The organism is Streptomyces sp. NPDC005435, from assembly GCF_040703155.1.
Taxonomy (GTDB): domain Bacteria; phylum Actinomycetota; class Actinomycetes; order Streptomycetales; family Streptomycetaceae; genus Streptomyces.
Genome location: NZ_JBEXEQ010000015.1, coordinates 35,488 through 53,432 on the forward strand (window position 1 = coordinate 35,488; position 17,945 = coordinate 53,432).

General features: G+C 74.1%; 17 protein-coding genes and 1 pseudogene. 7 read left to right on the forward strand and 11 right to left on the reverse strand.

Going from position 1 to position 17,945, the window contains the following annotated elements; all coding sequences use genetic code 11:
- Window positions 1-82: 82 nt before the first annotated feature.
- On the reverse strand, window positions 83-814 hold the full coding sequence (locus AB0898_RS20265; protein ID WP_366804324.1) for a VIT1/CCC1 transporter family protein: 732 nt from the start codon (window positions 812-814) through the stop codon (window positions 83-85).
- Window positions 815-1,096: 282 nt separating this feature from the next.
- Between AB0898_RS20265 and AB0898_RS20270 the strand changes: the two are divergent.
- The 7 genes and pseudogenes from AB0898_RS20270 to AB0898_RS20300 form a co-directional block, all read left to right on the forward strand.
- Window positions 1,097-2,167: pseudogene (locus AB0898_RS20270) on the forward strand (ADP-ribosylglycohydrolase family protein); the annotation flags it as partial.
- Window positions 2,168-2,649: 482 nt separating this feature from the next.
- On the forward strand, window positions 2,650-3,762 hold the full coding sequence (locus AB0898_RS20275; protein ID WP_366804325.1) for an ADP-ribosylglycohydrolase family protein: 1,113 nt from the start codon (window positions 2,650-2,652) through the stop codon (window positions 3,760-3,762).
- A gap of 7 nt (window positions 3,763-3,769) precedes the next feature.
- Window positions 3,770-4,984, forward strand: coding sequence for an ADP-ribosylglycohydrolase family protein (locus AB0898_RS20280; protein WP_366804326.1), 1,215 nt, complete (start codon window positions 3,770-3,772; stop codon window positions 4,982-4,984).
- Window positions 4,981-6,342 (forward strand): ADP-ribosylglycohydrolase family protein, encoded by a 1,362-nt coding sequence (locus AB0898_RS20285; RefSeq protein ID WP_366804327.1) that lies wholly within the window; start codon window positions 4,981-4,983, stop codon window positions 6,340-6,342. The genes AB0898_RS20280 and AB0898_RS20285 overlap by 4 nt, the downstream gene beginning before the upstream one ends.
- The gene (gene rbsK / locus AB0898_RS20290; RefSeq protein ID WP_366804328.1) at window positions 6,339-7,232 is read left to right on the forward strand and encodes a ribokinase; all 894 of its coding nucleotides are present in this window, start codon (window positions 6,339-6,341) and stop codon (window positions 7,230-7,232) included. The genes AB0898_RS20285 and rbsK overlap by 4 nt, the downstream gene beginning before the upstream one ends.
- Entirely contained in the window at window positions 7,229-8,458 is a 1,230-nt protein-coding gene (locus AB0898_RS20295; protein WP_366804329.1) for a CoA transferase, read from the forward strand. Before rbsK ends, AB0898_RS20295 begins: the two co-directional genes overlap by 4 nt.
- On the forward strand, window positions 8,455-9,267 hold the full coding sequence (locus AB0898_RS20300) for a CoA ester lyase (protein WP_366804330.1): 813 nt from the start codon (window positions 8,455-8,457) through the stop codon (window positions 9,265-9,267). Before AB0898_RS20295 ends, AB0898_RS20300 begins: the two co-directional genes overlap by 4 nt.
- A gap of 80 nt (window positions 9,268-9,347) precedes the next feature.
- On the opposite strand, the gene lgt is transcribed toward AB0898_RS20300, so the two are convergent.
- The 10 genes from lgt to AB0898_RS20350 form a co-directional block, all read right to left on the reverse strand.
- The gene (gene lgt / locus AB0898_RS20305; protein ID WP_366804331.1) at window positions 9,348-10,454 is read right to left on the reverse strand and encodes a prolipoprotein diacylglyceryl transferase; all 1,107 of its coding nucleotides are present in this window, start codon (window positions 10,452-10,454) and stop codon (window positions 9,348-9,350) included.
- Between the two features lie 85 nt (window positions 10,455-10,539).
- Window positions 10,540-11,316, reverse strand: coding sequence for a thioredoxin domain-containing protein (locus AB0898_RS20310; protein WP_366804332.1), 777 nt, complete (start codon window positions 11,314-11,316; stop codon window positions 10,540-10,542).
- 97 nt (window positions 11,317-11,413) lie between these two features.
- On the reverse strand, window positions 11,414-12,232 hold the full coding sequence (gene trpA, locus AB0898_RS20315; protein WP_366804333.1) for a tryptophan synthase subunit alpha: 819 nt from the start codon (window positions 12,230-12,232) through the stop codon (window positions 11,414-11,416).
- On the reverse strand, window positions 12,229-13,512 hold the full coding sequence (trpB, locus tag AB0898_RS20320) for a tryptophan synthase subunit beta (protein ID WP_366804334.1): 1,284 nt from the start codon (window positions 13,510-13,512) through the stop codon (window positions 12,229-12,231). Before trpB ends, trpA begins: the two co-directional genes overlap by 4 nt.
- 77 nt (window positions 13,513-13,589) lie before the next feature.
- On the reverse strand, window positions 13,590-13,790 hold the full coding sequence (gene trpM, locus AB0898_RS20325) for a tryptophan biosynthesis modulator TrpM (protein ID WP_366804335.1): 201 nt from the start codon (window positions 13,788-13,790) through the stop codon (window positions 13,590-13,592).
- Between the two features lie 20 nt (window positions 13,791-13,810).
- Window positions 13,811-14,620 (reverse strand): indole-3-glycerol phosphate synthase TrpC, encoded by an 810-nt coding sequence (trpC, locus tag AB0898_RS20330; protein WP_362386504.1) that lies wholly within the window; start codon window positions 14,618-14,620, stop codon window positions 13,811-13,813.
- A gap of 150 nt (window positions 14,621-14,770) precedes the next feature.
- Window positions 14,771-15,223 carry a DUF2752 domain-containing protein gene (locus AB0898_RS20335; RefSeq protein WP_407078372.1) on the reverse strand — a complete coding sequence of 151 codons (453 nt, stop codon included), beginning with the start codon at window positions 15,221-15,223 and terminating at the stop codon, window positions 14,771-14,773.
- Window positions 15,224-15,341: 118 nt separating this feature from the next.
- A complete protein-coding gene (locus AB0898_RS20340) occupies window positions 15,342-15,599 on the reverse strand; it encodes an HGxxPAAW family protein (protein ID WP_366804336.1) in 258 nt (85 codons plus the stop codon).
- 171 nt (window positions 15,600-15,770) lie between these two features.
- Window positions 15,771-16,409 carry a TIGR02234 family membrane protein gene (locus AB0898_RS20345; protein ID WP_366804337.1) on the reverse strand — a complete coding sequence of 213 codons (639 nt, stop codon included), beginning with the start codon at window positions 16,407-16,409 and terminating at the stop codon, window positions 15,771-15,773.
- A 50-nt stretch (window positions 16,410-16,459) separates the two neighbouring features.
- Window positions 16,460-17,941, reverse strand: coding sequence for an anthranilate synthase component I (locus AB0898_RS20350; protein WP_366804338.1), 1,482 nt, complete (start codon window positions 17,939-17,941; stop codon window positions 16,460-16,462).
- Between the last annotated feature and the right edge of the window lie 4 nt (window positions 17,942-17,945).

A 17,945-nucleotide genomic window follows, 5' to 3' on the forward strand; every position in this document is an offset into this window, starting at 1 on the left:
CACTGGTCATGCCCCGTGGTTAAGCGTTCGAAACCCGCGAGTAACGATTATTTATGCGGGCTTTCGCATATATTCCGCGCACTCATCCTAGGGCCGTACCGAACAGGCCGCCCAGGGCGTACGTCACACCGGCCGCGGCGCCGCCGAGGGCGAGCTGCCTCAGACCGCTGAACCACCAGGTCCGCGCCGTCACCCGGGCCACCACCGCACCACAGCCGAAGAGCCCGGCGAGGGCGAGGAGTACGGCGGGCCAGAGCACGGTCACGCCCAGCAGGAACGGCAGGACGGGCAGCAGGGCACCCAGCGCGAACGAACCGAACGAGGACACGGCGGCCACCAGCGGCGAGGGCAGGTCGGCGGGGTCGATGCCCAGCTCCTCGCGGGCGTGGATCTCCAGGGCGCGTTCGGGGTCCTTCGACAGCTGCCGGGCGACCTCGCGGGCGAGGCCGGGCTCGACTCCGCGCGCGGTGTACAGCGCGGCCAGCTCCTCCTCCTCGGCCTGCGGGTGCCGGCGCAGCTCGCGGCGCTCGACGTCCAGCTCGGCGAGCACCAGCTCGCGCTGCGAGGCGACGGAGGTGTACTCACCGGCCGCCATGGAGAAGGCGCCGGCGGCGAGCCCGGCGAGCCCCGTGATCACGATCGTCTGATGGCCGACGGACCCGCCCGCGACACCGGTCAGCAGGGCGAGGTTGGACACCAGACCGTCCATCGCGCCGAACACGGCGGGGCGCAGCCAGCCGCCGTTGACATCGCGGTGCGTGTGGTTGTCACGGTGCGCCTCGTGCAGTGTGGCCTCGGTGTCGATGATGGCCATCCAGAACCCCCGGGAAGCTTAGCCAAAGCTAACTTTGGACTGTTTCTATCTTTTGACAACCCCTAACCTACGTCGGTCATTCCGCACCCGCCAGCAAGGAAAGGCTGGGCTAACCTGCGGTTTTACCTTTTCTTGCTCATCCGAGGAATCGAACGCTCAGATGCCGAGAGGGTGATACCGGCCCTTCGGAGGCTGGCCGGCGCGTCTCGCGGGGGACACATCCGCAAAGGGCAGCGCGGCCGACGGGACCTGGCGCGGCCCACCGCCGAAGGAGAGTCCGCCATGGCTTCGACCGCCCGCACCGCCCCGGACCCCGACCCGGACTCCACCCCGGACCCCGCCCCGGACTCCGCCCCGGACTCCGCCGTGGACCCGGCGCCCGGGGACCGCCCCGGACCGCGTGAGCGGGCGCGCGGGGCGCTGCTCGGCCTGGCGGTCGGGGACGCGCTCGGCGCCCCGGCCGAGAACATGAAGCCCTCCGAGATCCGCGCCCGCTGGGGCCGTATCACCGGATACGTCACGGACCGCCCCTCGGGCACGGACGACACCGAGTACGCGATCTTCTCGGGGCTGCTGCTCGCCCGGCACGGCTCCGCGCTCACCCCGGCGCATGTCGAGGCGGCCTGGCACCAGTGGATCGCGGACCGCGCCGAGGGGCCTTTCCGGGGCGCGGGCTTCAGCGAGCGCGGCACCCTGGAGAACCTGCGGCGGGGCCTCGCGGCTCCCATCTCCGCCCAGCACCGGCACGCCTGGAGCGACGGGCTCGCGATGCGGGCGGCGCCCTTCGGGGTGTTCGCCGCCGGGCGCCCCGCCGAGGCGGCCCGCCTGGTGGCGATCGACGGCTCGGTCAGCCACGAGGGCGAGGGCATCCACGGCGGGCAGGCGGTCGCGGCCGGGGTGGCGGCGGCGATGGCGGGCGCGGACCCGGCCGTCGTCATCGCCGCCGCGCTCGCGGCCGTACCCGACGACTCCTGGACCGCCCGCTCGCTGCGCCGCGCGGTCGCCGTCGCCCACCGGGGCGAACGCGCGGTCCGCTCCGCCGTGGTCATCGGCGGCTACCCCTGGACCGACCTCGCCCCCGAGGCCGTCGCCCTCGCCTTCGGCGCGTACGCGGCGGCCGACGGGGACTTCCGGGAGGCGGTCCTCACGGCCGTCAACATGGGCCGCGACGCCGACACCACGGCGGCCGTCGCGGGCGCCCTCGCCGGCGCCACCCAGGGCGTCTCCGCGATCCCCGCCGACTGGGCCGCCGCCATCGGCCCGGCCCGCGGCCGCTGCCTGCCCGCCATGGCCGGCCACCACATCCTGGACGTCGCGGAACTCCTGGTCCCGGAGGAGGGCGGCAAGTGGGGCGAGGCGCTGGCCGTTCCGGACTTCCTGCCGGTGGAGGTACGGGAACTGGTGCGGGGCGGGGCGCTCCGCGAGGTGGTCACGGCGGGGAACGGCACGGCACCGGAGGGGGTACGGGAGCTGGTGGCGGTCGGCAGCGAGGAGGTACGGGAACTGGTGACGGCCGGGAGCGGCGCGGCGCCCGAGGGCGGGGCGGCAACCGTGGCGGCTCCCGCCGGGATCGCGCCCCCGGAGCGGGCCGGGGTGCGCCGGGAGACGGCCGGGGCACCGACCGCCCTGGCCTCGGCGCCCGGCCCCACGGGCGCTGCCGGGCGGACCGGGACCGGGACCGGTCCGGAGGCGGCCGGGGGGCGGGCCGTTCCCGTCCCGCCCCCCGACGACGCAGGACACCCGGCGCAGGGCGCCGCCGCCGTCACGGAGCGGGCCGCGCCCACACACCCGTCCGCCCCGGCCACAGCCGCCCGCGCCGACTCGGAGGTCCCCGCGTGAGCCGCCGTATCGAAGGACTGCTGCTCGGCCTCGCCGCCGGGGACGCCGCAGGATGGCCGGCGGCGCGGCACCGGGCGGCGCGGATGCCGGAGTGGACGCGGCGGCTCACCCGGGAGCTGGACACGTTCGCGGAGCAGAACGCGACGACCACGCTGCCCGTGCCGGTCGCGCTGAACCAGCCCCCGGAGCCGCTGCGCCTCGGCCCCTCCGACGACGCCGAGTGGGCCGCGTTCGCCGCCGAGGCGGTACTGCGGGCCGGGGACGCCGTGCTCGGGGACCTCAGCCGGGAGCGCCGGATGCGCGCGGCCATCGACCTGACCTGGACGGCCGTCGCCGCCGAGGTGGCGGCCGCGGCGGACCGGGCCCCGGAGATCGAGTCGGCCGTACTGCCGCTGCGCGCGCGGATCTCGGTCCGGGCGGGCCTCGGGAATCTGGCCGCCGGGCTGCGGCCGCCCGCCACCGGGCACGACAACCCGCACTACTTCGACGACGCCGCCTGCGTGCGCGCCTGTGTCCTCGCCGTGGCCCACCCCGGCGATCCGCAGCGCGCGGCCGACCTCGCGGAGTTCGACGCCCGCTACACCCAGGACGGCGACGGCGTGCACGGCGCGCGGGCCATGGCGGCGGCCCTGGCGGCGGCCCTCGGCGGGTCGAAGCCGGACGAGTGCGTGGCGGCGGCGCTCGCGGAACTCCCCTCCGGGACGGAGATCGGCCGCAACGCCCGCCAGGCGCTCGCGCTGGTCCCGGACAGCGGCTCGGCCTTCGAGCTGATCCCCCTCCTGGAGCACCGGATCGTCGATCATGTGTACAGCTACGGCGTCGCCGCCGCCGAGACGGTCCCCGTCGCGCTGGCGCTGACGGCCGTCTCCGGGGGCCGCATCCGCGAGGCCGTCCCGGCCGCCGCGTGTCTGTCCCGGGTCGCGGATTCCGCTCCGGCGCTGGCCGGGGCGCTCACCGGGGCGCTGGGCGGCGGCGCGTCCGTACCGCAGACCTGGCGGGACGCGTGCCGTGTGCTGTCCGGCTGTGCGCTGCCCCGGCTCACCGGTACGGACCTCGTGGAACTCGCCGGGCTGCTGGAAGCCGCGCAACGGGCCCGACCGGAGGGATGATTCGGGTATGACGCCCGAAAAGGAAGAATTCCCCGGCCCGGAAACCACCGGCCGGGAAGGCTCCGGCGCCCCCGGCCCGGGACTGACCGCGCTGGACGCCCGGATCACCGGGGCCCTGGTCGGCGCCGCCGTGGGCGACGCGCTCGGCGGCCCCGTCGAGGGCTACTCCCCCGACCAGATCGCCGACCGCCACGGCGGCCGCGTCCACGGCATCGTCGGCCCCTGGAACGGCGACGAGTGGCGCACCGCCCGCCCCATCGCGCCGTACCACAAGGGCGACGGGCACGTCACCGACGACACCTTGATGACCCACGCGCTGATCCGGGTCTACGAGCGCGTCCGCGACCACCTCGACGCCTACGCGGTCGCCGACCACCTGGTCCCGGACCTGATGACCAGCCCCCGCTGGATTCCCGAGCTGGAGGCGGAGGCGCTGCCGCTCCAGCGGATCTTCCTCGCCGAGAAGTGGCTGGTGGCCCGGCTGGCCTACGGTCACATGGACCCGCGCGAGGCGGGCAGCGGAAACATCGTCAACTGCGGTGCGGCGATGTACATGGCGCCGGTCGGCCTGGTCAACGCCGCCGACCCGGCCGCCGCGTACGCCGAGGCACTGGACGTCGCGGGCGCGCACCAGTCGTCGTACGGCAGGGAGGCGGCCGGGGTCCTCGCCGCCGCCGTCGCCGCGGCGGCCGCGCCGGGAGCCACCCCGGACTCCGTGGTCGCCGCCTGCCTGGCGCTGGCGAAGGACGGCACCCGCGAGGCGATCGAGAAGGTGTGCGAAACGGCCGCCGGGTACGGCGACTTCGAGTCGGCGCTCGTCCCGCTGCGCACGGCGGTCGCGCCGTACGACACGGTCGGCCCCGACTACCGCGCCCCCTCGCTCGGCGCCCGCCGCCCCTCGCGGCTGCACTCCATCGAGGAGCTGCCGGTGGCGCTCGGCATGGTGCTGGTCGCGGGCGGCGACTACCGGCACGCGGTGCTCGGCTCGGTCAACTACGGGCGCGACTGCGACTCCATCGCCACCATGGCGGGCGCGATCACCGGCGCGCTGGGCTCGCCGGTGCCCGAGGAGTGGGCGAAGACGGTGGCCGAGGCCAGCCGCCTGGACCTGTGGGCCCCGGCGCGGGCACTGGCCGGGGTCGCCCGGGAGGTCTTCGCGCGGGACGTGGAGCGGCGGCGCGCGCACGAGCGGGCCTTCGCCGCCCTCGGGGACCCGGCATGATCCGGCTGACCTGGGTCCAGCCCGAGGACCTGCTGGGCCATGAGATCCGCCAGGCCCGCCTGGACGGGAGGGAGCCCGCGCGGATCGAGGCGCGCTGGAAGGCGGCGGGCGGCCCGGACGCCCCGGAGCGGGCCGGCGCCTCCCCGGAGCCGGTCTCCCGCTCGCTGCGCCTCCTCGCCGAGGACCTGCTCGACGAACTGGCCGATCTGCCCGGCGCGTTGGCGGCGGACGAGCCGACGGAATGGACCGCGCTCACCGAAGCGTGCCCCAACTGGCCCGCCCCGCAAGCCCGTACCGGCGTCTCCCCCGCCGCCCTGGAGGCCGCCTGGCTCGGCCGCGCGGCCGGGTGCCTGCTGGGCAAGCCCGTGGAGAAGCTGCCCCTGGACGGCATCCGCGCCCTCGCCGAGGCCGCCGGGAACCGGCCGCTGACCACGTGGTTCACCGCCGAGGGCGTCCCCGCCGAGCTGCTGGCCCGCCACCCCTGGAACCGCCGTTCGGCCCCCACCTCGCTCGCCGAGAACATCGACGGGATGCCCGAGGACGACGACCTCAACTACCCGCTGCTGGCCCTGTTGTTGCTCCGGCGGCACGGCCGCGCCTTCACCACCGACCAGGTGGCCGCGCTCTGGCTGGACGAACTCCCGCCCGGCCGCACCTTCACCGCCGAGCGCGTCGCCTTCCGCAACCTCCTGGGCGGGATCGAACCCCCGCGCACCGCCCGGTACCGCAACCCGTTCCGCGAGTGGATCGGCGCGCTGATCCGCGCCGACGTGCACGGCTGGACCCACCCGGGCGACCCGGCGGCCGCCGCCGAACAGGCTTACCGCGACGCCGTGTTGACCCACACCGCGAACGGCGTCTACGCGGCGATGTTCATTGCCGCCGTCCTCGCCGCCGCCGCGACCGGCACGCAGGACGTGCACGCCTGTCTGCGCACCGGCCGCACGGTCGTCCCGGCCCGCTCCCGGCTGGCCGGGGCACTCGACCACGCCGTTCGACTGGCGCACGAGCACGCCGACTTCGACGACGTGGTGGACCGGCTCCACGCCCGCTACGACGCCACCCACCACTGGGTGCACGCGATCCCCAACACCGCGCTGACCGTCGCCGCCCTCACCCACGCGGACGGCGACTTCTCCGGCTCCATCTGCCGTGCGGTGTCCGGCGGCTGGGACACCGACTCCAACGGGGCGACGGCGGGCAGTGTCGCGGGGCTGCTCGCGGGCTCCCCCGAGGCGCTGCCCGAGCACTGGCGGGCCCCGCTGAAGAACCGGCTCGCCACCACCGTCGCCGACTTCGACGGCACCGGCTTCGACACCCTGGCCCATCTCACCCACCTGGAGGCGACCCGACCATGACCCACATCGCGGTCCTCGGCAGCACCAACATGGACCTCGTCACCTACGTCGCCAAGGCCCCACAGCTCGGCGAGACCGTGACCGGGCGCGAGTTCCACACCATCCCCGGCGGCAAGGGCGCCAACCAGGCCATCGCCGCCGCCCGGTGCGGCGCCACCGTCTCGATGATCGGCGCCGTCGGCAACGACGCCTTCGGGCTCCGGCTGCGCGACACCCTCGAACACTCCGGCGTGGACACCGACTTCCTGCGCACGGTCGAGGGCCCCTCCGGCACCGCGCACATCGTGGTGGACGACGAGGGCGGCAACGCCATCGTCGTCATCCCCGGCGCCAACGGCACCCTGGACCACCTCGCCCCCGGCGACGAGGGCGCCCTCAGCGGCGCCGACGCCCTGCTGCTGCAGCTGGAGATCCCGCTCGACGGGGTCCTCGCGGGCGCCGAGACCGCCCGGCGGCACGGCGTGCGCACCGTCCTCACCCCCTCCCCCGCCCAGCCCCTGCCACCCGAACTCCTCGAAGCCACCGACCTGTTGATCCCCAACGAGTACGAGGCCGTCACCCTCACCGGACGCATCGACCCGCGCGAGGCGGCCACCGCCCTGCTCGACCTGGTGCCGGAAGTGGTCGTCACCCTCGGCGCGGCCGGCAGCCTCTACGTCGCCCGCGGCACCGAGCCCCTGGTCGTACCCGCACCCCTCGTCACCGCCGTGGACTCCACCGGCGCCGGCGACACCTTCGCGGGCGCGCTCGCGGTCGCCCTCGCCGAGGAACGCCCCATCCGCGAGGCCCTGATGTGGGCGTCGGCCGCCGCGGCCCTGTCGGTGCAGCGGGAAGGGGCGTCGGCGTCGATGCCGTACCGCCAGGAGATCGAGGCGCAGTACACGACATGAGCAGCCGAGACGAGAACACGCCCCGCGCCCCGCGCCCGTCCGTCCAGCCGCTGGACGGGCTGCGCGTCCTGGACCTGGCCACGCTGTTCGCCGGTCCGCTCGCCGCCACGATGCTCGGTGACTTCGGCGCCGAGGTGATCAAGGTGGAGCATCCCCGGCGGCCCGACCCCTCGCGCGGGCACGGTCCCGCCAAGGACGGGATCGGGCTGTGGTGGAAGGTGCTGGGCCGCAACAAGCGCGCCATCACCCTCGATCTGTCCCGCCCCGGCGGCCGCGCGACCCTGCTGCGGCTCGCGGCCACCGCCGACGTGGTGATCGAGAACTTCCGCCCCGGCACCCTGGAGAAGTGGGACCTCGGCTGGCCGGAGCTGTCGGCCGTCAACCCGCGTCTCGTCCTCGCCCGGGTCACCGCCTTCGGCCAGTTCGGGCCGTACGCGCACCGGCCCGGGTTCGGCACGCTCGCGGAGGCCATGAGCGGCTTCGCGGCGCTGACCGGCGAGCCGGAGGCGCCGCCGACCCTGCCGCCGTTCGGGCTCGCGGACTCGGTCACCGCGCTGGCGACCGCGTACGCCGTGCTCACCGCGCTGGCCGCCCGCGACCGCACCGGCGCCGGGCAGGTCGTGGACATGGCCATCATCGAGCCGATGCTCGCCGTGCTCGGCCCCCAGCCCACCTGGTACGACCAGCTCGGCTATGTGCAGAAACGCACCGGCAACCGCTCCGCGAACAACGCCCCGCGCAACACCTACCGCACCGCCGACGGCTCCTGGGTCGCCGTCTCCACCTCGGCGCAGTCGGTGGCCGAGCGGGTGATGCGCCTGGTGGGCCGCCCGGAGCTGATCGAGGAGCCGTGGTTCGCGAGCGGCGCCCAGCGGGCCGCGCACGCCGACGTCCTGGACGCGGCGGTCGGCTCCTGGATCGCGGCCCGCGACCGGGACGAGGTGCTGGCCGCCTTCGAGAAGGCGGAGGCCGCGATCGCCCCCGTGCAGGACGTACGGGACGTGTTCACCGACCCGCAGTATCTGGCCCTGGACACGGTCACCACCGTCGCCGACCCGGACCTCGGCCCGCTGAAGATGCAGAACGTCCTCTTCCGGCTCTCCTCGACCCCCGGCGCGATCCGCTGGGCCGGCCGGGCCCACGGCGCCGACACCGAGGACGTGCTCACCGAGCTGGGGCTCGGGCCGGCCGACCTCGGTGCCCTGCGCGAGGAGGGCGCGCTGTGACCCGTACCCCGCTGACCTGGCTCTACGTCCCCGGCGACCGGCCCCATGTGGTGGACAAGGCGCTCGTCGCGGGCGCGGACGTGGTGGTGATCGACCTGGAGGACGCCATCGCCCCGGACCGCAAGGAGTACGCCCGCACGGCCACCGCCGAACGGCTCTCCGAGCACCAGCCGGTCCCGGTGCACGTCCGGCTGAACGCGGCCGACGGCCCGTGGGGCGCGGCGGACCTGGCCGCGCTGGGCACGCTGCCCGGCGTGTCCGGGCTGCGGCTGCCCAAGGTCGCCTCCCCCGACGAGGTACGGCACACCGCCGTCCTCACCGCGCTGCCGCTGTACGCGCTGCTCGAATCCGCCCTCGGCATCGAGCACGCCCACGCCATCGCCCGCGCCCATCCCTCGCTGCGCGGGATCTCGCTGGGCGAGGCGGACCTGCGGGCCGATCTCGGGGTACGGGCGGACTCGGGGCTCGACTGGTCCCGGGCCCGGGTGATCGTCGCCGCCCGCGCGGCGGGACTCGCCCCGCCGCCGCAGTCCGTCCATCCCGACATCCGGGACCTGGACGGGCTGGCCGCCTCCTGCGCCCGGGGCCGCGCCCTGGGTTTCCTGGGGCGGGCCGCGATCCACCCGCGCCAGCTCCCGGTGATCGAGCGGGCCTACCAGCCGACCCCGGCGGAGCTGGAGGAGGCCGAGACCGTGGTCAAGGCGGCCGCCGCCGAGCAGGGCGCCCAGGCCCTGCCGGACGGCCGCTTCATCGACGCGGCGACGGTGGCGCTGGCCCGGCGCACGCTGTCGCTGGTGCGGCGGGGCTGAGCGGGCGGGGCCCCTGCGGGACGGTACGCGAAGAGGGCGCCCGGGGAATCCCCGGGCGCCCTCCGTATGCCTGGCGCGCGTCAGCCCTTCTTGGCCTCGGCGGTGTCCTTGACCTTGGCGTCGTCGTCCTCGGCGTCGCTGTCCTCGGCCTCGTCGGCCTTGGACATGTCGACCTTGGCCGCCGTGGCGGCGGTGTCCTCGGACTTGGCCTCGGCCTTCTCAGACTCGGCCTTCTTGGACTCGGCCGAGCCGTCCTCGGGCTTCGCCTCGTCCTTGCCCTTGTCCTTGCCGTCCGCCGTGCCCTTCGGCTTGTCGCTCTCGGACTCGTCGTCCTTCGCCCCGCCCGCTTCGGCGCCCTCGGCGTCCTCGGCGGCACCCGCCTCCACCACCGGCTCCCGGCCCGGCCGCAGCCGCGCCGAGACGATCAGGTAGGCCACCGCGAGCAGGAAGACGATCAGCGCCGTCCAGTCGTTGAGCCTGAGGCCCAGGATGTGGTGGGCGTCGTCCACGCGCATGTACTCGATCCAGCCGCGGCCCACACAGTAGGCGGCGACGTACAGCGCGAAGGCGCGGCCGTGGCCCAGCTTGAAGCGGCGGTCGGCCCAGATGACCAGGAAGCCGACGCCGACGCACCACAGCGACTCGTAGAGGAAGGTCGGGTGGTAGTAGCCCGGCACCCGGCCGCCCTCGGAGGAGGTGATGTGCAGGGCCCAGGGCAGATGGGTCTCGCGGCCGTACAGCTCCTGGTTGAACCAGTTGCCCCAGCGGCCGATGGCCTGGGCGAAGGCGATGCCGGGGGCGACGGCGTCGGCGTAGGCGGGCATCGCGACGCCCCGGCGGCGGGCGCCGATCCAGGCACCGAGCGCGCCGAGCGCGATCGCGCCCCAGATGCCCAGGCCGCCCTCCCAGACCTTGAAGGCGTCCACCCAGTTCCGGCCCGGGCTGAAGTACAGCTCGTAGTCCGTGATCACGTGGTAGAGCCGTCCGCCGACCAGGCCGAAGGGCACGGCCCACACGGCGATGTCGGCGACCGTGCCGGCGCGGCCGCCCCGGGCGACCCAGCGCTTGTTGCCGAGCCAGACGGCGACGAAGACGCCGATGATGATGCAGAAGGCGTAACCGCGCAGCGGAATGGGGCCGAGGTACAGCACCCCGCGCGACGGACTGGGAATGTAGGCAATATCCATGGCAGGGTCGACGCTACCGTGCCGGGCCGCGCGGACGCCGGGCGACCGGGCTACGGCTCCATAACGGGCAGGTGAGAAACGTGGCTCACCCTCGGTCGGCGTCCTCCACCATCTGCTTGAGCTTCTCCGGGGTCATCGACTGGTCCTGGTAGATGTTCTTGCCGTCGAACAGGACCGTGGGCGTGCCGCCGAACTTGCCCGCCTCGAACGCCTGCTGCGAGCGGTTCACCCAGCTGTTGTGCGTGCCGTCCTTCACACAGGAGCGGAAGGCCGGGGTGTCCAGGCCCTTGACCTTGCCGGCGAGCTGGATCAGCTTGTCGTCGCTCGCGAAGGCGTCGTCCGATTCCTCGGGCTGGTTGGCGTAGAGCACGTCGTGGTAGTCACGGAACCTGCCCGCGTCCTGCGCGCAGGCGGCGGCGTTGGCCGCGCGCAGGGAGCCGGTGCCGCCCAGGTTGCCGTCGATCAGGCGGACCAGGTGGTAGTCGACGCGGAGCTTTCCGGCGTCCGTCAGCTCGTGCAGCACCGGGCGGTACCGCGTCTCGAAGGCCTGGCAGGCCGGGCAGCGGAAGTCCTCCCAGACGGTGAGCGTGGACTTGGCGCCGTCCTTGCCGACCGGGATCGCGAGGCTGTCCTTGCCCTGGGCGCCGGAGGGGGCCACGACCGGGCCCGCGTTCTTGTTGCCCTTGTCCTTGCCCGCGTTCGCGGCGATGACGCCGATCACCGCGGCGAGGCCGAGGACACAGACCACGCTCGCGCCCACGATCAGCGCCCGGCGCCGCCTCTCCGCGGACTTCTGCTTCTCGCGCTCCGCCGCCATCTTCTGCCGGGCACTGCGCTTTCCGTCACGGTTCTTCTCGCTCACACCCCCTGAACGAACCGGGGAGGCGCATTGCGCCTCCCCGGCCGTAGGTCCACCCGTTCGAGTGACCGTGGGGTTCCGTGCCCGTCGGAGCGACGGCTCAGACCGTGCCGCGCACGCCCTTCGCCAGGTCGGCGGCGAGCGCGCGGACCGCCTCGATGCCCGCCGCCTCGTCCGGGGCGTCCAGCAGCCGCTTGACGAAGGCCGAGCCGACGATCACGCCGTCGGCGAAGCCCGCCACCTCGGCGGCCTGGGCCGCGTTGGAGACGCCGAGACCGACGCAGACGGGCAGGTCGCCGTTGGTCGCGCGGGTGCGCTCCACCAGGTCCTGGGCCTGCGCGCCGACCGACTCCCGGGTGCCGGTGACGCCCATGAGCGAGGCCGCGTAGACGAAGCCGCTGCCCGCCGCGGTGATCCGGGCGAGCCGCTCGTCCTTGCTGCTCGGGGCGACCACGAAGACGGTGGCGAGACCGTGCTTCTCGGCGTGCTCGCGCCACAGCGCGGACTCCTGGACCGGCAGGTCGGGCAGGATGCAGCCCGCGCCGCCCGCCTCGGCCAGCTCGGCGGTGAACCGCTCGACGCCGTAGCGGTCGATGGGGTTCCAGTACGTCATGATCAGCACCGGCTTGCCGCTGGCCGCGTGGGCCTCGCGGACCGTGCGCATCACGTCCGCGATCTTCACGCCGCCGCGCAGCGCGATGTCGTCGGCGGTCTGGATGACCGGGCCGTCCAGGACCGGGTCGCTGTGCGGAAGCCCGACCTCGACGATGTCCGCTCCGCCGTCGAAGGCGGCCTTGATCGCCTCGATGCCGCCGTCCACGGTCGGGAACCCGGCCGGGAGGTAGGCGATCAGCGCGGCGCGGTCCTCGGCCCTGGCGGCGGCGAGGGTGTCGCTCAGCAGCTGTACGTTCCCGCTCACTTGGCGTCCCCCTCGATCTCGGCGGTGTCGGTCTGGTCGGCGGCCACCTCGGCGTCGGTGTCGTAGAGGCCGAAGTAGCGGGCGGCGGTGTCCATGTCCTTGTCGCCGCGCCCGGAGAGGTTGACGATGATCAGCCCGTCGGGGCCCAGCTCCTTGCCGACCTGAAGGGCGCCGGCCAGCGCGTGGGCGCTCTCGATGGCCGGGATGATGCCCTCGGTACGCGACAGGAGCCGCAGCGCCCGCATCGCCTCGTCGTCGGTGACCGCGCGGTACTCGCCCCGCCCGGAGTCCTTCAGGAAGGCGTGCTCGGGGCCGATGCCCGGGTAGTCCAGGCCCGCCGAGATCGAGTACGGCTCGGTGATCTGGCCCTCCTCGTCCTGGAGGACGTAGGAGCGGGAGCCGTGCAGGATGCCGGGCTCGCCCTCGGTGAGGGTGGCCGCGTGCTCGCCGGTCTCCACGCCGTGTCCGGCGGGCTCGCAGCCGATCAGGCGGACGTCCGCGTCGGGGATGAAGGCGTGGAAGAGGCCGATGGCGTTGGAGCCGCCGCCCACGCAGGCGATGGCGGCGTCCGGGAGGCGTCCGGCCTGCTCCAGGATCTGGCGGCGGGCCTCGACGCCGATGACGCGGTGGAAGTCGCGGACCATCGCCGGGAAGGGGTGCGGGCCCGCGACCGTGCCGAACAGGTAGTGGGTGTGCTCGACGTTGGCGACCCAGTCGCGGAACGCCTCGTTGATGGCGTCCTTCAGGGTGCGGCTGCCGGACTTCACGGCCACGACCTCGGCGCCGAGCATCCGCATCCGGGCCACGTTGAGGGCCTGGCGCTCGGTGTCGATCTCGCCCATGTAGATCGTGCAGTCGAGACCGAACAGGGCGCAGGCGGTGGCGGTGGCGACGCCGTGCTGTCCTGCGCCGGTCTCCGCGATGACGCGGGTCTTGCCCATGCGCTTGGTGAGCAGGGCCTGGCCGAGCACGTTGTTGATCTTGTGCGAGCCGGTGTGGTTGAGGTCCTCGCGCTTGAGGAACACGCGGGCGCCTCCGGCGTGTTCGGCGAACCTCGGCACCTCGGTCAGGGAACTCGGGCGGCCGGTGTAGTTGACCATGAGGTCGTTGAGCTCGCGGGCGAACTCGGGGTCCTGCTTGGCCTTCTCGTACTCGACGGCGACCTCGTCCACGGCGGCGACGAGGGCCTCCGGGATGAACTTGCCGCCGAAGGCGCCGAAGTAGCCTTCGGCGCTGGGGACTTGGCCTTCCGGGTCAGGGAAGAAGTAGTTGCTGGGCATGCCAGTACCTCACGGTGAGTGCGTGGAAAAAACACTAATCGCCGTGGGGGCGGGGATTCGTCTTTGGCCGCGAGCCGTCAGTGGTTGCTCGCGCAGTTCCCCGCGCCCCTGAAGGTCGGCTGCTGCCATCGCATGCCGTTGATCTGGCCCGGCTCGGCGCCGATGTGGTACCTGACCCTGCGGCCGTGGACCCTGCGGGCCGGGGCGCGGCAGCCCCTCGGGCGGCAGCCGCGCGCGAGGCGGGCGTGCCGGTCCACGGTGGGCAGGGTCCTGTTCATCGCTGTCAGCCTACCGGTGGTCAGCCGCGGCCGTGGCGGAGGGCGGGGTGCTCGCCCGCCGCGACCAGGTCGGCCACCGCGGTCTTGGGGTCGCGGCCGGTGACCAGGGACTCGCCGACCAGGACGGCGTCGGCGCCGGCGTTGGCGTAGGCGATCAGGTCGTGGGGGCCGCGCACGCCGGACTCGGCGATCTTGACCAGCTCGTCGGGGATCTCGGGGGCGACGCGCTCGAAGGTGGTGCGGTCGACCTCGAGCGTCTTGAGGTTGCGGGCGTTGACGCCGATGATCTTGGCGCCCGCGTCCACGGCGCGCTCCACCTCGTCCTCGTCGTGCACCTCGACCAGCGGGGTGAGGCCGATGGAGACGGCGCGCTCGATCAGGGACTCCAGGGCGGGCTGCTCCAGGGCGGCCACGATCAGCAGCGCGAGGTCGGCACCGTAGGCGCGGGCCTCCCACAGCTGGTACGACGTGACGATGAAGTCCTTGCGCAGCACCGGGATGTCCACGCGGGCGCGGACGGCCTCCAGGTCGGCCAGCGAGCCGCCGAAGCGGCGCTGTTCGGTGAGGACGGAGATGACGGAGGCACCGCCCGCCTCGTAGTCGGCGGCGAGGCCCGCCGGGTCGGCGATGGCGGCCAGCGCGCCCTTGGAGGGGCTGGAGCGCTTGACCTCGCAGATGACCTTGACGCCGTCGCCCTTGAGCGCGGCCACCCCGTCCTTGGCGGCGGGAGCCTTGGCGGCACGCTCCTTGAGCTCGTCGAGGCTGACGCGTGCCTGGCGCTCCGCGAGGTCGGCCCGGACTCCGTCGATGATCTCGTCGAGCACACTCACGCGAGCGGCCCCCTTCCAGACGGTCGTGAAGATCAGGCCGTTAAGCCTGCGGGGTTCGAAAACCCGTGGTCACTGCGATGGTATCCGCAGGAGGTGTCCGACTTCGCATCCGGTGCGCGGCGGTCCCCTTACCTGGACTTTCGTAGTTGATCAAGGATGCAACCAGCCACCGGACGGCAGATTCCGGACGACGCTGAACACCAGCAGGGCGCCCCCGAACACCCACAGCTGCGCGGCTCCGATCTCGATCCGCAGCGCCCTCCCACGCGCCGCCCGCACGGCCCAGACGGTCCACAGCACGGCGAAGGCGACATAGGCGGCCACCCCGAACGCGTTGTCCCGCAGCGCGCCGAGCAGGTCCCCGTGCACGAAGGCGTGCGCACTGCGCAGGCCCCCGCAGCCGGGGCAGTACAGCCCGGTGAGCGCGTACAGCGGACAGACCGGGTAATGCCCGGGCTGGTTCGGGTCCACGGCCCCGACATAGGCGAACGCGCCCACCACGGCCGCGAGCGTCCCGGCGGGCGCGGCGAGCCTCCGCCACAGGGGGGCGGGGGCGGGCGGGACGGCGGGGTGAGCGGGAGCGGTGGGCGTGTCGGCGTTCACGCTGGCATTGTGCCGCGCGGGGTGCGCGGGCGCGCAGGGGAAGACGGCCCCGTACGCGCGAGGGGCGGTCCGGCACATGGTGCCTGGGCCGCCCCTCGGGTGCGGTGTGCCGGGTCGGTCAGCTCTCGGCGGTGACCGGCTCGCGGGTCGTGGTGGGGGTCAGGTGGGTGATCTGGCCGTTCTCCTTGGGCTGGCCGAGACCCATGGAACGCATGATCATGCCGACGACGCCGCCGAGGACCACGATCACCAGGCCGGCCCAGAAGCCGAGCGGCTGGGCCATCACCGTGAAGGCGCCCGCGACGCAGAAACCGATGAAGGCGATGATGACACCGGTCCAGGCGGCCGGGGTGTGACCGTGGCTGCTGCCCGCCATGACTTGCTCCTAGCTGCTGTGTACGTGACGTACGTTTCTGAAGGCCGCCGGTCGGTACGGGCCGGACGCCCGAGGCCCATTGTCCCGCACGCGCGCGGGAGACCGACGCGGGGGTCGAGTCTGGTTGGCCACACCCGTCGGCCACACCGTCGGCCACACCCGGGGCGGGGCTCAGGTGCCGGTGGGGTCCTCGCCCCGGTCCAGCGCCTTCCACATCTCCTCGGGGCGCTCGGGATCGACCGGGCGCGCGGTGCGCCGGGGGCGCTGCGTGCCGCGCTCGTAACGCCCGGACATCGCGGGCCACAGGCGGCCGTACCGCAGGGCGAGTACCCCGGCGAGCAGGATCAGCACACCGCCGACGGCCGCGACGTAGGGCCAGCCGGTGTGGGTGAGGGCGGCGACGGTGGCCGAGGTGTCGCCGGTGGCCTGGGCGGCCTTCTCGTCCAGGGCGGAGCCGTCGGAGACTCCGGCGAGGGCGGCGGCGACGATGCCCGCGCCGGAGAGCGCGAGCAGTCCGGCGACGGCGAGGCGCCCGGCCCGGCGGACCGCGAAGACGGCGACCAGCGCGGCCAGGCCCACGACGGCGAGCGCCGCCGGGACCCCGGTGACGTCGCTGCCCCTGGCGGTCAGCGGGAAGGTGCCGCCGGCCACCGTCGCGGTGCCCTCGGACCAGCGCTGCCGGGTCGCGAGCAGCGCCACGGCCGCGCCGAGCGCGCCGAACAGCAGGGCCGCCGCGAGGCTGCGCCGGCTGGACCGGACGGGCGCGGCGGCTTCGGTACGGGGGTGAGGTACGGCAGTCACGTACTCCACTATCGCCTGAACCCCGGGCGATCATGCACCCGGGGTTCCACGCGAACGGGTCAGACGGTGCCGAGCCGGTTGGCGGTGTGGACGGCGCGGAGCACCGCGGCGGCCTTGTTGCGGCACTCCTGGTCCTCGGCGACCGGGTCGGAGTCCGCGACGATCCCGGCGCCCGCCTGGACGTACGCCGTGCCGTCGCGCAGCAGGGCGGTGCGGATGGCGATGGCGGTGTCGGAGTCGCCCGCGAAGTCGAGGTAGCCGACGCAGCCGCCGTACAGACCGCGACGGGAGGGCTCCAGCTCGTCGATGATCTGCATCGCGCGGGGCTTGGGGGCGCCGGAGAGGGTGCCCGCCGGGAAGCAGGCGGTGAGCACGTCGAAGGCGGTGCGGCCGCCGGAGACCTTGCCGGTGACCGTGGAGACGATGTGCATCACGTGGGAGTAGCGCTCGACCGACATGAAGTCGACGACCTCCACCGAGCCGGGCTCGCAGACCCGGCCGAGGTCGTTGCGCCCGAGGTCGACCAGCATCAGGTGCTCGGCGCGTTCCTTGGGGTCGGCCATCAGCTCGTCGGCGAGGGCCTGGTCCTCCTGCGGGGTGGCGCCCCGGTGCCGGGTGCCGGCGATGGGGTGCACCATGGCGCGCCCGTCCTCGACCTTGACCAGCGCCTCGGGCGAGGAGCCGACCACGTCGAAACCGTCGAAGCGGAACAGGTACATGTACGGGGACGGGTTGGTGGCCCTGAGGACCCGGTACACGTCCAGCGCGCTCGCCGTGCACGGGGTCTCGAAGCGCTGGGAGGGGACGACCTGGAAGGCCTCGCCCGCGCGGATGCGCTCCTTGACGTCCTCGACGGCCTCCTGGAAGTCGGGGCCGCCCCACAGCGCGGTGTACTCGGGCAGCTCGGAGGGCGGCAGCACGGCCGGGGGCTGGGCGACCGGGCGGGCGAGGTCGGCCTCCATGGCGTCGAGCCGGGCGACCGCGTCGGCGTACGCCTCGTCCACGCCGGTGTCGAGGTCGTTGTGGTTGATCGCGTTGGCGATCAGCAGGACCGAGCCCTCCCAGTGGTCCATGACCGCGAGGTCGCTGGTCAGGAGCATGGTCAGCTCGGGGAGCTTCAGGTCGTCGCGCTCGCCGGGGCCAATCTTCTCCAGGCGGCGGACGATGTCGTAGCCGAGATAGCCGACCATGCCGCCGGTGAAGGGCGGCAGGCCCTCCTGGTGCGGGGTGTGCAGGGCCTGGAGGGTGGCGCGCAGGGCGGCGAGCGGGTCACCGTCGGTGGGGACGCCGACCGGCGGGGTGCCGAGCCAGTGCGCCTCGCCGTCGCGCGTGGTGAGGGTGCCGGCCGAGCGGACGCCGACGAAGGAGTAGCGCGACCAGGAGCGGCCGTTCTCGGCGGACTCCAGCAGGAAGGTGCCGGGGCGTTCGGCGGCGAGCTTGCGGTACAGCGCCACCGGGGTGTCGCCGTCGGCGAGGAGCTTGCGGGTGACCGGGATGACCCGCCGGTCGGCGGCGAGCTTGCGGAAGGTGTCGAGGTCCATGGTG